General features: G+C 60.3%; 13 protein-coding genes and 1 riboswitch. Of the genes, 8 read left to right on the top strand and 5 right to left on the bottom strand.

Going from position 1 to position 14947, the window contains the following annotated elements; genetic code table 11:
* Window positions 1–80 precede the first annotated feature (80 nt).
* The gene (gene fadE / locus OKC44_RS01205) at window positions 81–2537 is read right to left on the bottom strand and encodes an acyl-CoA dehydrogenase FadE (protein WP_270810565.1); all 2457 of its coding nucleotides are present in this window, start codon (window positions 2535–2537) and stop codon (window positions 81–83) included.
* Between the two features lie 244 nt (window positions 2538–2781).
* Here fadE and lpcA point away from each other — a divergent pair, with 244 nt between their 5' ends.
* The 3 genes from lpcA (at window position 2782) to OKC44_RS01190 (ending at window position 4936) form a co-directional block, all read left to right on the top strand.
* Window positions 2782–3360 carry a D-sedoheptulose 7-phosphate isomerase gene (lpcA, locus tag OKC44_RS01200; protein ID WP_270810563.1) on the top strand — a complete coding sequence of 193 codons (579 nt, stop codon included), beginning with the start codon at window positions 2782–2784 and terminating at the stop codon, window positions 3358–3360.
* A 139-nt stretch (window positions 3361–3499) separates the two neighbouring features.
* Window positions 3500–4279, top strand: coding sequence for a class II glutamine amidotransferase (locus OKC44_RS01195; protein WP_029301368.1), 780 nt, complete (start codon window positions 3500–3502; stop codon window positions 4277–4279).
* A 321-nt stretch (window positions 4280–4600) separates the two neighbouring features.
* Window positions 4601–4936 carry an Hpt domain-containing protein gene (locus OKC44_RS01190; protein WP_270810562.1) on the top strand — a complete coding sequence of 112 codons (336 nt, stop codon included), beginning with the start codon at window positions 4601–4603 and terminating at the stop codon, window positions 4934–4936.
* Between the two features lie 51 nt (window positions 4937–4987).
* On the opposite strand, the gene OKC44_RS01185 is transcribed toward OKC44_RS01190, so the two are convergent.
* Window positions 4988–5899: a gluconeogenesis factor YvcK family protein gene (locus tag OKC44_RS01185; RefSeq protein WP_039213739.1), complete on the bottom strand. Its 912-nt coding sequence runs from the start codon at window positions 5897–5899 to the stop codon at window positions 4988–4990.
* A 113-nt stretch (window positions 5900–6012) separates the two neighbouring features.
* Here OKC44_RS01185 and OKC44_RS01180 point away from each other — a divergent pair, with 113 nt between their 5' ends.
* Window positions 6013–7197 (top strand): FIST signal transduction protein, encoded by a 1185-nt coding sequence (locus OKC44_RS01180; RefSeq protein WP_270810561.1) that lies wholly within the window; start codon window positions 6013–6015, stop codon window positions 7195–7197.
* Window positions 7198–7215: 18 nt separating this feature from the next.
* Window positions 7216–9312, top strand: coding sequence for an ATP-binding protein (locus OKC44_RS01175; protein ID WP_270810560.1), 2097 nt, complete (start codon window positions 7216–7218; stop codon window positions 9310–9312).
* 227 nt (window positions 9313–9539) lie between these two features.
* Here OKC44_RS01175 and OKC44_RS01170 read toward each other — a convergent pair whose 3' ends face one another.
* The 3 genes from OKC44_RS01170 to narQ form a co-directional block, all read right to left on the bottom strand.
* Window positions 9540–10115: an LON peptidase substrate-binding domain-containing protein gene (locus tag OKC44_RS01170; protein ID WP_011705475.1), complete on the bottom strand. Its 576-nt coding sequence runs from the start codon at window positions 10113–10115 to the stop codon at window positions 9540–9542.
* Window positions 10116–10219: 104 nt separating this feature from the next.
* Window positions 10220–10858 (bottom strand): two-component system response regulator NarL, encoded by a 639-nt coding sequence (gene narL / locus OKC44_RS01165; protein ID WP_011705476.1) that lies wholly within the window; start codon window positions 10856–10858, stop codon window positions 10220–10222.
* On the bottom strand, window positions 10858–12570 hold the full coding sequence (narQ, locus tag OKC44_RS01160; protein ID WP_016350249.1) for a nitrate/nitrite two-component system sensor histidine kinase NarQ: 1713 nt from the start codon (window positions 12568–12570) through the stop codon (window positions 10858–10860). Before narQ ends, narL begins: the two co-directional genes overlap by 1 nt.
* 79 nt (window positions 12571–12649) lie before the next feature.
* Window positions 12650–12789, top strand: a riboswitch (molybdenum cofactor riboswitch).
* On the opposite strand from narQ, the gene moaA reads away from it, so the two are divergent.
* The 3 genes from moaA to OKC44_RS01145 all read left to right on the top strand — a co-directional run bounded on the left by moaA (window position 12777) and on the right by OKC44_RS01145 (window position 14824).
* Complete coding sequence (gene moaA / locus OKC44_RS01155; protein ID WP_270810557.1) at window positions 12777–13772, top strand: GTP 3',8-cyclase MoaA; 996 nt, start codon at window positions 12777–12779, stop codon at window positions 13770–13772. (Overlaps the previous riboswitch by 13 nt.)
* Before the next feature lie 249 nt (window positions 13773–14021).
* The gene (napF, locus tag OKC44_RS01150) at window positions 14022–14531 is read left to right on the top strand and encodes a ferredoxin-type protein NapF (RefSeq protein WP_011705479.1); all 510 of its coding nucleotides are present in this window, start codon (window positions 14022–14024) and stop codon (window positions 14529–14531) included.
* 29 nt (window positions 14532–14560) lie between these two features.
* Complete coding sequence (locus tag OKC44_RS01145; RefSeq protein WP_024943776.1) at window positions 14561–14824, top strand: chaperone NapD; 264 nt, start codon at window positions 14561–14563, stop codon at window positions 14822–14824.
* Window positions 14825–14947 lie beyond the last annotated feature (123 nt).

Here is a 14947-nt window from a genome sequence, read left to right as displayed (position 1 = left end):
AAATCTCTTTGTCGTCATCCTGCTTCAGCCCCATAAAAAAACGCCTCCACATGGGAGGCGTTTGACTATTAGCGTGTCTGTCAGGCGGCTCTGTGATAGGCCGATGGCTCGAACAGTGTCTTGTTGGCCACCAGATCGATGGGATCAAAATCATCAACGTTGATGGTGCGCAAGCGGCTCTCTTCGGCGCGGCGCAGCAGGTCCGCTTCGGTCTGGTTGAGAACTCCCTGCGCCAGGCCGATCTCTGCCACCTTGTCCAGTTGCATAAACGGACGCTTGATGCCGTCAGCCTTGCATACTTTCTCAAACAGCGGCTCGGCAGAGAGCACGTCGTCCAGCGCCTGCTCCAGCAGGCCGAAGGGGTTGCCCTCTTCGCGGGTGAGATATTGCCCCTGGGCCAGACGGCTGCGGGTTTCACTCGGGGTTTGCAGCATGCGGGCGACCTGGCTGTCCAGCTTGTCGCTCGGGCGTTTCAGGTCGCGACCCAGCGGCAGCACGATGATGCGCAGAGCAAGACCAATCCAGCGATTCGGGAAGTTGCGCAGCAATTCGTCGATGGCTTCCTGCGCCTTGAACAGGGCATCTTGCAGTGCCCAGTGCAGCAGCGGCAGGTCGGCGTGCTGACGACCCTCGTCCTGATAGCGCTTGAGGGCGCTGGAGGCCAGATAGAGCTGGCTCAGTACGTCGCCAAGACGGGCGGAGACCCGCTCCTTGCGCTTGAGTTCGCCACCCAGGGTGCCCATTGCCATGTCTGACAGGAAGGCCAGGTTGGCAGAGAGGCGGGAGAGCTGCTGGTAGTAGCCCTTGGTCTGATCCTTGAACGGCGCGGCGGCGAAGCGGGCACCGGTTAAACCTAACCAGAAGCTGCGTACCAGATTGCTGATGGCAAAGCCGACGTGGCTGAACATCGCCTTGTCAAAGTCCTTGAGGGCCTGTTCCTGATCCGGGTGGCTGGCGGCCAGCATCTCCGGCAGCACGTACGGGTGGCAGCGGATGGCGCCCTGACCGTAGATGATCATGCTGCGGGTCAGGATGTTGGCTCCTTCCACCGTGACGGCGATGGGGGCACCCTGATAGCCGCGGGCCAGATAGTTGTTGGGGCCCATGCAGATGGCCTTGCCGCCGTGGATGTCCATGGCATCGATGATGCACTTCTGGGCGCGGTCGGTGAGGTGATATTTGACGATGGCGGAGATGACCGAGGGTTTCTCGCCCAGGTCGATGCCGGTCACGGTCAGGTTGGCGGCGGCCCCCATGATGTAGGCGTTGCCACCGAGACGGGCCAGCGGCTCTTCAATCCCTTCCATTTTGCCGATGGGCAGCTTGAACTGGCGACGGATACGGCTGTAGGCGCCGGTCGCCAGGGCCAGCATCTTGACGCCGCCGGTGCTGTTGGAGGGCAGGGTGATGCCGCGCCCGACTGACAGACACTCCACCAGCATGCGCCAGCCCTGACCGGCCATGGCCGGGCCGCCGATGATGAAGTCGAGCGGGACGAACACGTCCTTGCCGCGGGTCGGGCCGTTCTGGAACGGCACGTTGAGCGGGAAGTGGCGGCGGCCGATGTCGACTCCCTTGATGTGGGTCGGAATGAGGGCGCAGGTGATGCCAAGCTCTTCTTCGTCACCCAGCAAGTGATCCGGGTCGCGCAGTTTGAAGGCCAGACCGAGAACGGTGGCAATCGGGGCGAGAGTGATGTAGCGCTTGTTCCAGGTGAGGCGCATGCCGAGCACCTCTTCTCCTTCCCATTCACCCTTGGCGATGATGCCGAAGTCGGGGATGGAGCCGGCGTCGGAACCCGCTTCCGGGCTGGTCAGGGCGAAGCAGGGGATCTCCTTGCCAACCGCCAGGCGGGGCAGGTAGTAATCCTTCTGCTCGTCGGTGCCATAGTGTTGCAGCAGCTCACCCGGGCCCAGCGAGTTGGGTACGCCGACGGTGGAGGCCAGCACGGCGCTGGCGCCGCACAGCTTTTGCAGCACGCAGGATTGGGCATAGGCGGAGAATTCCAGCCCGCCGTATTTCTTCTTGATGATCATGGCGAAGAACTTGTGGTCCTTCAGGTATTGCCACACTTCGGGAGAGAGGTCGGCTCGCTCGTGGGTCACTTCCCAGTCGTTGACCATGCGGCACACTTCTTCAACCGGACCGTCCATAAACGCCTGCTCTTCGGCAGACAGCGTGCTGACCGGAATGGCGTGCAGCTTCTTCCAGTTTGGGTTGCCGGCAAACAGGTCTGCTTCCCACCAGGTAGTGCCCGCTTCAATGGCCTCTTTCTCGGTGCGGGACATCTCCGGCATGATGGATTTGTAGAGTTTGAACAGCGGCTTGGTCAGCTGGTTGCGACGAAAATCTACCAGGTTGAGGGGGATGGCGATCACGGCAAACAGCGCCCAGACCAGCAGGGGAACGTGGCCATAGAGGGTGCCGACAATCAGGGCTGCCGCGGTGGCAAGCGTGGAGGTGAACAGAGACGCCCGGCGATAAGCCATGGCGCCGATCACCAGGATCACTCCGAGCAGAGTGAGGGTCGTCGTCATTTTTCGCTCCTTGCATGAGTTGCCGAAGTTGGGTGAATATGGTTGAACTGATCCAGAGGTCTGACCTGTTGGATATGGTCCCTGTTGTAATTCATACGCACAAACTTATCAAGCTGTTTACAAGCCTGTTACCTTGGCTCTGTGATCGGCATAACGTCCTGCAGAGGGGCGCGTGACGGGCAGGGGGCGACTCCGGGATTGGCTTGTGCGACAATGGCGCGGCCCATATTTTGGAAGAGACATCATGTACCAAGAACTGATCCGCAATGAATTGACCGAAGCTGCCAGCGTGCTCCAGGCGTTCCTGGCAGATGAGCAAAATCTCAAGGACATCGAAGCGGCCGCCAAGCTGCTCGCTGACTCCTTCAAGCAGGAAGGCAAGGTACTCTCCTGTGGCAACGGTGGCTCCCACTGCGACGCCATGCACTTTGCCGAAGAGCTGACCGGCCGTTATCGCGACAACCGCCCCGGTTATGCCGGTATCGCCATCTCCGATCCCAGCCACCTCTCCTGCGTATCCAACGACTTTGGCTATGACTACGTCTTCTCTCGCTACGTAGAGGCAGTCGGCCGTCGCGGTGACGTGCTGCTCGGCATCTCCACCAGCGGCAACTCCGGCAATATCCTGAAAGCCATTGAAGCTGCCCATGCCAAAGGCATGAAGGTGATTGCGCTGACCGGCAAGGACGGTGGCAAGATGGCCGGTCTGGCCGATGTCGAGATCCGGGTGCCGCACTTTGGTTACGCCGACCGCATTCAGGAAGTGCACATCAAGGTGATCCACATCCTGATCCAGCTGGTCGAAAAAGAGATGGCCAAGTAAGGCAGGGATCTCGAGCCGGGATAGTCGTGCCTTGTCTGGCCGTGTCCCGGCGGGATCTTGCGCAAGCGGCCGGTGTCAGCGCAGGCTGAACCGGCCGATTGGCAATGAGATGGTCAAGTAAGCAAGGAGCCCGCAGCCTATGTGCGAACTGCTCGGCATGAGTGCCAATGTGCCGACCGATATCTGCTTCAGCTTCACCGGCCTGATGCTGCGCGGCGGCAAGACCGGGCCTCACAAGGATGGCTGGGGCATCACTTTTTACGAAGGGAAAGGCTTTCGTACCTTCAAGGATCCCGAGCCCAGCGCCCAGTCGCCGATTGCCAGGCTGGTGCAGGCGCTGCCCATCAAGAGCCGCGCCGTGGTCAGCCATATTCGGCAGGCCAACCGCGGCTGCGTCTCGCTGGAGAATACCCACCCCTTTACCCGCGAGCTGTGGGGCCGTTACTGGACCTTTGCCCACAATGGCCAGTTGACGGGTTACAAAGGGTTGGCCACCGGCCGCCATCGACCGGTGGGCGACACCGACAGCGAACACGCCTTCTGCTGGCTGCTCGATCGGCTGGAACAGAAATATCCCCGACGCCCTGCCAACTTTCCCGCCATGTTTCGCTACCTGGCGACCCTGTGCGACGAGCTGCGCGGCCTGGGGGTATTCAACATGTTGCTGTCGGATGGGGAATTCGTGATGACCTACTGCAGCAACAACCTCTACTGGCTGACCCGGCGAGCTCCGTTCGGGGAGGCCCGTCTGCTAGATGAAGATGTCGCTATCGACTTTCAGAGCGAGACGACACCGGACGATGTGGTAACCCTGATTGCGACCCGGCCGCTGACCGGTAATGAAGACTGGGTAAAAATGGCGCCAGGCGAGTTCAGTCTGTTTCGACTGGGTGAGCGGGTTGGTGCCAATCAGCTGTGATAATCAACTGATCCAGAGATAAAAAAATACCAGGGTAGAATCCTACCCTGGTTCTTCGCAGCAGCCATACAGGCAAAAGGGATGAGAGAGGTGTTGCTGAGTCGCATCATTCTCACGGTCGCCATTGTTATTTAATTGTTAATTTAATGGCAACATTTATGTTGCAACTTGGCCATCTATTGTCTGGTTAGGCGATCCTGATCACGCTTTTCTCATGTACATCCCGTTTGAGTTCGATTTTCTGACGGCGATGAGACGTGACTGAGTCGTGCCGGGCATCTATAGTATGGTCTGTTTGAATACCATCAGGAGGATGACGGAATGGAGTGGCTGGATCAGAAGGTGTTGCGACAGCTGGCGGAAGATATCGGCCAGGAGATGATGCCGGTGGTGATCTCGGTCTTCATCGAAGAGGTGGGGGAACAGCTTGCCCAGCTGCGCCCACTCTATGAACAACAGGACTGGCCCGCATTGGCCCGGCTTGCCCACAGCATGAAGTCCTCCTGTGGCAGCTATGGCGCCCAGCTCAGCTACCAGCAGGTGGTGGCGCTGGAACAAGCCTGCAAACATGAAGATGGCGAGCAAGTCGCCCGTTTGCTGGCCGAGCTGGAGAAATCCCTGCCCCAGGTGCTCTCCCACCTCGCCAACTATCACTGAGTCCCTGCAGCCGGCGCATCGGCGCCGGACTTGCCATCCTCTACCCGTCCGCTAGCGTTGATTGACCAGTTGCTGGATAACCCTGTCCAGTGCCAGCTTCAATTTCAGGCGATCGTGCCGATGGGGGAGGGCGGCCTCACCCAGCTCGGCCAGGATCAATCGGCCAGCCAGCTCTGCCGGGTATTCCCCCGCCGGGGCCAGAATGGCATCGACCCGACCCGCGCCAACCCGTGACTCCAGCCAGCGCCATTGATTGTGCAGGCTGAGCTGGCTGGCAGGGCCGTTTTCGGCGACCAGATTGCAGATGAACACCAGCATGGCATCGCTCTCGTTGATGGCCTGGGCCACCTCAGCCAGCAGCAGGGGCGGCATGATGGAAGTAAGAAAGCTGCCGGGGCCGAGGATGATCATGTCGGCCTGTGCCAATGCCTGCACCGCCTCGCGGGTGGCCGGTACCTCCGGGCTCAGGCTGAGGGAGAGCGGTGGGGTGTCGAGCTGATCGATGGAGACTTCCCCCAGGATCTGGTTGCCACAGGCCGTGTGGGCGCACAGGTCGGTGGGAAATTCAGACATGGGTAACAATTGTGACTCTATTTTCAGCATGTCGCTGATGAGCTTGATAGCATCAAGAGGGCGCACGCAGAGGTTGTCGAGCGCCAGCAGCATCAGATTGCCGAGGTTGTGGCCTGCCAGTTCGCCGCGACCGGCGAACCGATATTCGAACAGCAGGCTGCCGATACTGGGATCGGTCACCAGTTGATTAAGGCAGTTGCGCAGATCCCCCCAGGCGATACACTCCTGGCTCTTGCGCAGTCGTCCGGTAGAGCCGCCATCATCGGTGGTGGTGACGATGCCGGTCAGGCGCGATCCCAGAAACGAGAGTGAAGAGAGCACGCGGCCCATGCCGTGGCCGCCACCGATGGCGACGACCCGGTCAAAATCATTGATGTTCTTCTGCCACATGCCGTTTTCCTGTGGTTGGGCTCAATTGAATGTGATTCTAATCGATAAGACGGGATAATTGTTTGATTAAGGTATGATTTTTGCTTACCCCCAGCATCATGAACAACTAGGAGATGGTGTTGAACTTCCTGACGGCTCACTCTCTTGAAGAGACCTCCCTGCTGGCTGCCCGGCAGGTCAGTGAGCGGCTGCTCGCTCAATCACCTCATCCCCCTTCGCTGTTACTGGTCTATTTTACTCAGGCTCACGATGCCGAGGAACTGCGCCATCACTTCAAACAGCAGTTCCCGTCGTCTCGGATGATAGGTTGCAGCTCATGTGGCGGGGTCATGACCCAGACCGGCCATCATGCCCGCCAGGGGATCGGTCTGGCAGTGGCGGCGATCTACGATGACAAGGGAGCCTACGGCGTGGCGGGCCAGGCGGGGGATGCGGTGGATGTGCGCCAGCTGCTGCGCAGTGCCATCGCCGACGGGGGGCGCCCCGGCGAGCTGCCACAACTCATCTTGCTGCATGCAAGCCCGGGCCAGGAGGAGGCGATGCTGGAGAGCATCGAGGCCGAGCTGGGCACGACGGTCCCGGTCGTCGGGGGCTCCGCCGCCGACAACAGCGTCAGCGGTGACTGGCAGCTGTGCTGGGATGAGGGCAGTACCCGCGAAGGCGTCGCGTTGGCCGTGCTCTATCCCGATTGCCAGCTGGCGTTCCAGTTTCACTCCGGCTATGTCCCCACCGAATATCGCGGCACCATCACGGCCCTGTCGGGACGGGAGATCCTCACCATCGATCATGAGCCCGCGGCCGAGGTCTATGCTCGCTGGAGCGGACGGACAACCCCCTGGCCGGTGGGCCCCATCCTGCGGGATACCACCCTTTCACCGCTGGCCAGACAGGTGGGCACCCTGGATGACATGCCCTATTACAAGCTCTCCCACCCGGAGGCCGTGACAGAAGGTGGCGGATTGCGCCTCTTTACCGATACTCAGGTCGGGGAGCGGTTGCTGCTGATGTACAGCAGTCAGGAGGGCTTGCTGCAACGCAGTTTGAATGCAACCCGCATCGAACCCGAGTACGGCATGGCCACCGAGATGCAGCCGTTTGGCGCCCTTGTGATTTTTTGTGCTGGTTGTCGCTTGGCTCTTGGTGATAGCTTATGCCAATTTGTCGATCAATTTCATACCCGGCTGGGGGACATCCCCTTCATCACCCCGTTCACCTTCGGCGAGCAGGGCCGCCTGCCCCATGGTGAGCTGGCGCACGGCAACCTGATGGTCTCGAGCGTGATCTTCCTCGACAGCTGACATTGCGCTGGAAACAAGATGATAGGTAACTCGGAACTGGAAGCCCTCGGCGACAAGCTGCAGACCACCCTGGTGGAGCTGGTGCGTTGCCGGGAACGCGAGGCCAAATACCGCCAGGAGTCGCAGACCCTGTTGTGCGGGGTGGCGACGCTGGCCGATGCCCAGACGCTGGAACAGGTGCTGGACAGCCTCATTCAGGTGCTCAAGCCCTTCATCGGCTTCGAACATGCGGATGTGGTGGCCTGGGAAGGAGAAGGTGGCATCACCCACCTCAGCACCCAGGATGGCGAAGTGGGGCACAGCTGGCAGCTGACCCCGCTGTTCTCTCGCGCCATCGAGGGAGAGACCCTGGTCATCTATGATCCGACCCAGTTGCCCGAACTGGCGCCGTTGGCCGATGTTGAGGGCTGGGCCAGCGTGATGATGACGGGCTTGCGCGCTCCCGGTTTTTCCGGTGTGCTCATCTGCCGTCACGCCGTGATGGGGACCTTCGATCTCAAGAGCAAGGCGGCCATGCAGCGCTGTCGTCCGCTCATCTCCCAGGCGCTGGTCAACATCGCCTATCGAGCCCGCCTGCAGGAACAGGTCGAGCTGAAAACGCTGGCGCTGCAAGCGGGCGAGCAGCGTTTTCGCAGCTTTGCCGGCATGGCGTCCGACTGGTTCTGGGAGACGGATACCGAGCACCGGCTGAGCTATGTATCGGCCCCCGGCCAGCAGGGAGACATGCTGGTGCATCAACCCGGCCAGAGCCTCTATGATTACGCCCATGACAGGCGCGACCCCGAATGGGGCAAGTATCGCCGGCTCATCGGCCTGCACCTGCCGGTGCGGGCGGTGCGGGCCCAGGTCAGCCTGGCCAAGGGGCCACGCTGGATGGAGATCAACGCCGAACCCTGTTTCGATGCGGCCGGTGTCTTTATCGGTTACCGCGGCACGGCGCGGGATGTGGGCAACCAGATCCGCCGTGAGCAGGAGCTGGCCAGGGCGCGGGACGAAGCGGAAGCGGCCAACCGCGCCAAGTCGCAGTTCCTGGCCATGATGACCCACGAGATCCGCTCTCCCATGAATGCGGTGCTGGGCATGCTGGACCTGCTGCAACACGCCCAGCTCGAACCCCAGCAACAGACGCTGCTGGGCCACGCCACCCATGCGGCTCGTCTGCTGCAGACCATCATCGACGACGTGCTCGATTTCTCGAAGATTGAATCCCATACCCTGGAGTTTCACTGCGAGACGCTGCAGCCGGCCCAGCTTTGTCAGTCCCTCATCGAGCCGCTGCTGGCGCAGGCGGGCAGCAAGGGTATCGACCTTGATTGGCGGGTGGACGACGCCGTACCCGCCCAGTTGCAGGGGGATCCGGTGCGCCTCTCCCAGGTGATCAGCAACCTGCTCGGCAACGCGGTGAAATTCACCAGTCAGGGCCGCGTGTTGCTGCAACTGAGCTGGCATGAACAGCAGTTGAGGGTCTCGGTGACCGACAGCGGGATCGGTATCTCGGCCGAGGATCAGGCGCTGCTGTTCGAACCCTTCTCTCAGGTCGACAGTTCGGCCACCCGCCGCTTCTCGGGCACCGGGCTGGGGCTGGCCATCAGCAAGCGGCTGGTGGAGTTGATGGGCGGCAGCATTCAGCTGCGCAGTGCCCCCGGTGAGGGGAGCTGCTTCTGGTTCGATTTGCCGGGCATGGCACTGCCATGTGAATGCAGCAGCCGGCCCGAGCCGGATCAGCAGCCCATTCAGGATCTGGATGTGCTGGTGGTGGAAGACAGTCCGGTCAATCAGCTGGTGGTATCGCTCATGCTGCAAAAGCTGGTGAGCCGGGTCAGAGTCGCGGCCAACGGGCTGGAGGCGCTGGCCCAGGTGGCGGAGCAACGGCCGGATCTCATCCTGATGGACATGCGGATGCCGCAGATGGATGGACTGGAGGCGACCCGGCGTCTGCGAGAACTGGGTTGTAGCGTGCCCATCGTGGCGCTGACAGCCAACGCCATGGCGGAAGACAGGGCTCGTTGCCTGGCCCAGGGGATGGATGACTTTCTGGCCAAACCGATAAGTCTGATGCGGCTGCGAGAGTGTCTGCAACGCCATTTTCAACCCGCAGCGCCGGATCGCAGCTAAAAAAAATGGTCAACCTGGGTGGTTGACCAATTCTTCAGCAAATACTGAAGAGAGCACGGGATAAATCGGGTTGTACGATTCTATATGAAAAAGTCGTGCCAACTTTTCAGAACCAGTTTATGCGGCTTGCAGCGCGGTTATTGATTTCTATTGGGCGCTTCATTTGCAAAATGCGAAACTCTTGTTTTCATTATCGGAATATTCGCATTTTGCAATACACTTCTGACTCACTGTGCGATCAGTCGGCGCAAGAATTGACGGGCCGCTTCGCTATTTTGTTTAGCAATCAACATCTGCTTTTCATAGATCGGCATCGGCAGAATTTCGAGCCAGCGTTGGCAGAGCCAGGCCGCATCGTCAAACTGCTTGTCCGGGTAAAGTTCATCCAGTTCCGGATACTGTTCAAACACTTCCCGCAGCCGGGTCACCAGCGGCTTGTCGCTGAAGTCTGAATGGGTGCTCGGCCAGTTGGGCAGGGCTTCGACTCTGGCCCGGCGCAGACCCAGCTCGTCCGTTTCCATCTCGTGGATGCAGAAACGCTCCATGCCGAGTACGGTGACGCCGAGCAGGCCGTCATTCAGGGTGTAAAAGTCGGTGACTTTGACCCGGGTGCCGACCGGCAGGATCCGCCCGGACTTGCCAGTTGTCGTCGCCTCTTCCATCACGATGCCAAAGCCCTGGTCATCGATGAATGACTCTTTGAGCATCTGCAGGTGGCGCGGTTCAAACAAACGCAGAGGAAGCTTGCCACCAGGCAGTATGTGGGAAGGCAAGGGGAACAGTGCCAAGGGTTGAAGTTTCATGTTCCATCCTCCATTGAGTAGTTGCTGAATAGGACAATGCAGCGACTGTGCCAGAGAATGAAAAAAGCCACCGGAAGGTGGCTTTTTGCTGGATGGGAGGGCGTTTAGTTGCGCTGCTCCAGGTACATGACAGCAGCTTCCACGCGGCTTTGCGCCTCGAGCTTCTTGAGCAGGCTCTTGACGTGTACCTTGACCGTGCCTTCGGAAATATGGAGCACGGAGGCGACCTGTTTGTTGGAGAGGCCCTTTGCAATTTCGCGCAGGATTTGCATTTCGCGACGCGTTAAGCTCTCCAGCTTCTGCTGCAGGTGATCCAGCTCGTAGATGTTCTCGAGGTAGGGACGCAGCGGCTCGCTCAGGATCTGCTTGCCGGTCATCACGTCCGCCAGCTGGGCCAGCAGCATCTCTGGCTCGGTATCCTTGAGCAGGTAGCCGTCGGCGCCGGCCTTGAGCAGCGCCACCACGTCCTGACGGGCGTCGGACACGGTCAGGATCACCACCCGGGAGGTCACTTCCTCGGTGCGCAGCGCCTTGAGGGTGTCCAGACCGGAGAGGCCTTTCATGTTGAGGTCGAGCAGGATCAGATCCGGTTCGGACTCCTTGGCCATGGCGACGGCATCGGTACCGTTGGAAGCTTCACCGACGACTTCGATGTTCTCCTCCAGGGCCAGCAGCTGCACAATCCCTTTGCGCATGAGGGGATGGTCATCCACGACCAGAACACTATATTTCATCTCGTCCATCAGGCATCTCTTGTTAGGCTGGTGGGAAAGGTCAGATGTACGCAGGTGCCTCTGGGCGGCCTTTCGCTGATGGTCAGCAGACCATGCAGCTTGCTGGCACGCTCGTTCATGATGCTCAGGCCATAGTGGTTGACCGCCGAGCTTGCGATCCCTATTCCGACACCATCATCTGAAATCTGAACCTGGATGTTACCATCGGCGAGGGTCTCACAGCTAACATCAATCACTTGCGCACTGGCATGTTTGATGGCATTGAGCACTGCCTCACGGATCAGCTGCAAGATGTGGATATGCTGACCGGCTTCGAGATCGGTATCGGCCAGACCGTAATGGAGCCTGATGTCGGCCTGGGTCTGCGGCTTGAGCTGCTCCAGCATCACCTTGATGGCTTCACCGAGGTTGGCGTCGCCAATGCTGAGACGGAAGGTGCCGAGCAGCTCGCGCAACTGGGTATAGGCGCTGCCAAGCCCCTCGTCGATCTGCTGCATGGCGGCTTCGGCTTTGACCGTATCCCCCTTGGCGAAGGAGCGCTTGAGCAGAGTGGACTGGATTTTGAGATAGGAGAGGGCCTGGGCCAGCGAGTCGTGCAGCTCGCGGGCGATGACGGCCCGCTCTTCCATCAGCAGCAGGCGCTGGTGTTGCAGCAGGGTCTGATCCTTGTGCAGCACCTGGGCCAGCAGCATGGAGAAGTTTTTCATCAGCCGCTCGTCGATGGGGTGGCTGCTGATGACGTCGAGCCGGCCATACTCCTGCTCGTCCATCTGCAGATAGAAGCTGACCACGGCATCCAGATCGCCGGGCCAGCCCTTGCGGCCGGTGATGTAGTCCGGCATGGCATTGTGCTCGAAGCGGGTCAGCCGGATGTAGTCGATGTGCTGGTGGGCCGCCGCCCGCTCCAGCAACTTGAGCAGGGTACGCCGGCTCAGCGGCGCCGCGTGCAGCTTCTGGGCTGTGCTGTAGAGGAAGGAGAGGGTGTCGTTGGCCTGCTGCAGCTTGGCGGTCTTCTCTTCGACCTTGCTCTCCAGCTCCCGGTAGAGCTTGCCGAGCTCGTCGGCCATGGTGACGAAAGCCCCCGACAGCTCCCCCAGCTCGTTTTCGCAGTGGGGAGGCAGGGTCAGGTCGAACTCCTGGCGCTGGATCTGGCGGGCGCAATAGACCAGCTGGTTGAGCGGAGCCACCACCTGCTGGCGGGTAAAGCGCACCGTGAACCAGGCGATGGTGATGATGGAGAGCAGCCCCAGCCCTTCGGCCAGCGCCAGCATGCGCACCTTGAACTCCACGTGGTACTGCATCTGGTTGACGAAGTCGTCGATGGCCGCGACGAACTGCTCGGTGTTGTCGGTGTAGCGCCGCGGGGTAGCGTTCTCGATGTGCTCGCGCATTACCTGCCACTGCTGCAGCACCTCGCCATAGGTGCGGCGCAGGGAGGCGGGGGTGATCCAGCGCTGGGTCTCCTGCAGTTCGGCGGCGTGCAGGGTCTGCTCGAACTGATCGAGCCGGCTCAGCACCTGCTGGCCCTGTTCAATCTCGTAGGCCATCCGATAGGCCTGCATCCGCAGGGAGCCGGAGAGGTTGATCGCCTTGGCGTCAGGCACCGAATAGAACAGGGTCACCATGGCCACCACGGCGATCAGGCTTGCCATGAACAGGATGAGCACCATGGAGCGCCCGATGGCGCTGCTGACCGAATGTACCTTGAACCACTTTCCCATGCCGGCTCTCTTCCTTCACTTCAGACAATAACCCCACAAAGTAGCATGGGAGTGTACTCCAACTTGTGCTAGCATCGAAAAACTAGATGAACTCCGAGCGGTTTTGCCTAAGTCCTCATGATAGGGGGAAACCGCCGTCAGCCGATGTTCGAGCTGTAAGGGTCAGGAAAGAAATGCCCTGGCCTCCCGTATTTGGAAAGGTGTTTATGTCGCCACTGCAAGATGGTTTTTCCCGTCGTTTCTACTATTTGCGCCTGTCGATCACCGACGTGTGCAATTTTCGCTGTACCTACTGCCTGCCCGATGGTTACCGCCCACCGGTCGGTGACAAGGCGGGGCGTCAGCCATTCCTCTCTCTGGAAGAGATCCGCCGCGTCGTATCCGGATTTGCCGCCATGGGCACCCGCAAGGTGCGCCTGACCGGTGGGGAGCCCTCCCTGCGCCGGGACTTCACCGCCATCATAGATACGGTGGCCAATACCCCCGGCATCGAGAAGGTGGCCATGACCACCAACGGTTATCGTTTGAAAGAGCGAGCCCAGGAGTGGTTCGATGCGGGCCTGACCGCCCTCAACGTCAGCGTCGACAGCCTGGATCCGCGCCAGTTTCACCAGATCACCGGTGAGAACAAGCTGGCGGAGGTGATGGATGGCATCGAAGCGGCGCTGGCCGCCGGCTTCAAGTCGGTCAAGATCAATGCCGTGCTGCTCAAGGGACTCAACGATCATCAGCTGGATGCGTTTCTGGCCTGGATCCGGCACAAGCCCATCGAGCTGCGCTTCATTGAGCTGATGCAGACCGGCGAGATGGATACCCTGTTTCGCGATCATCACGCCAGCGGGGCGCTCATCAAGCAGCGTCTGCTCGATGCCGGCTGGCTGCAGCAGCTGCGTGGTGCCGACGATGGCCCCGCCCAGGTGTTCATGCACCCGGAGTCGATGGGCGGGGTTGGGCTCATCATGCCCTACAGCAAGGATTTCTGTGCCGGTTGCAACCGGCTGCGGGTCTCTTCCCTTGGCAAGCTGCACCTTTGTCTGTTCGGCGATCACGGGGTGGAGCTGCGGGATCTGTTGACGGCCGACGGCCAGCAGGATGAATTGCAGCAGCGGATCCGCAGCGCCCTTGTCGGCAAGGCGGCGACCCATCGACTGCACGAAGGCAATGCCGGCATGACCCCGCATCTGGCCTCCATCGGCGGCTGATCCACGGCAGCCGACAAAAATAGCCATCGATTAATAAGCAATCCTCAAATGGGGGTATTTTGCCTTTCCCCCATTGTTCTTTATTGCGCCAAGGGTTTGATCCAGCGCAAGAATCCCCCCTGATTATCTCCCTGGTGGTATATCCCTGAACTTGTCAGGGCCGCAATATACACCCACTCTTATAATAGGTATTGAAAATACCTGTCATGGGACTCACTCGTGCGCCATTATCAGCAGCAAGGAGCCGTTATGCCGGATGGGGTCAACCTGTCGCGTCGCAGTCTGTTTCGGGGTCGTCTGACATCGAATGAGCCTCGGGTGCAACTGCCCTGGTCCGTCGCCTGGTCCGATTTTGCCGCCGACTGCACCCGTTGTGGTGACTGCCTCACGGCTTGCCCGGAGCAGATCTTGGTCAAGGGCGATGGTGGTTTTCCAAGCGTGGATTTTCTGCGCGGCGAGTGCACTTTTTGCGGGGAATGTGTCGCCGCTTGCAAAGTGCCGATATTTCGCCCGACCACGGAGGCACCCTGGCAATACATCGCCCATATTGAAGCCAACTGTCTGGCCCATGGCCAAGTATTCTGCCAGCGCTGCCAGGACAGTTGCGAGCCCCGGGCGATCCGTTTCTCCCCCGTGCTGGGCCGGGTGCCGACCCCCAGCATCGATGCGGCAGCCTGCACCGGTTGCGGTGCCTGCGTGATGGATTGTCCGGTGGGCAGCATCCGGGTGGGGGCACCCGCTGGCGAGGAGTCCAGATGAAGCAGGATCTGTGTGAAGCAGGAGTCACAATGAAACAAGAGTTCCATGTATCGAGCCTGGTGGTGCTGACCCAGCCCTCCTTGCGTCACCAGCTCGCAGACGAAATAGCGACCCTCGAGGGGGCCGAGATCCATGCCGTCAGTGATGAGGGCAAGCTGGTGGTGACCCTGGAAGGTCCGAGCCAGCGTCCCATCATGGCGGCCATCGACGCCATCAATGCGATGCCGGGCGTATTGTCCGCCGCCCTGATTTACCACCAGTTTGATGAGCTCGAGGCCCAGTGCAAGGAGTAGCGCCATGAGGCCGAGCCTGCGTGACTCATCGTAATGGCCGCCATGGATGCAAAGATAAAGCGATGCCGGGGTACGAGTTCGCCGCCCTGAGCCAAAACCAGTTCGATACACTCGACAACTTAC

The organism is Aeromonas sp. S41-2 (genome assembly GCF_027705845.1).
Lineage (GTDB): Bacteria > Pseudomonadota > Gammaproteobacteria > Enterobacterales > Aeromonadaceae > Aeromonas > Aeromonas hydrophila.
Note: the sequence above shows the minus strand (reverse complement) of the source record. Positions and strands in the feature narration are given on the sequence as shown.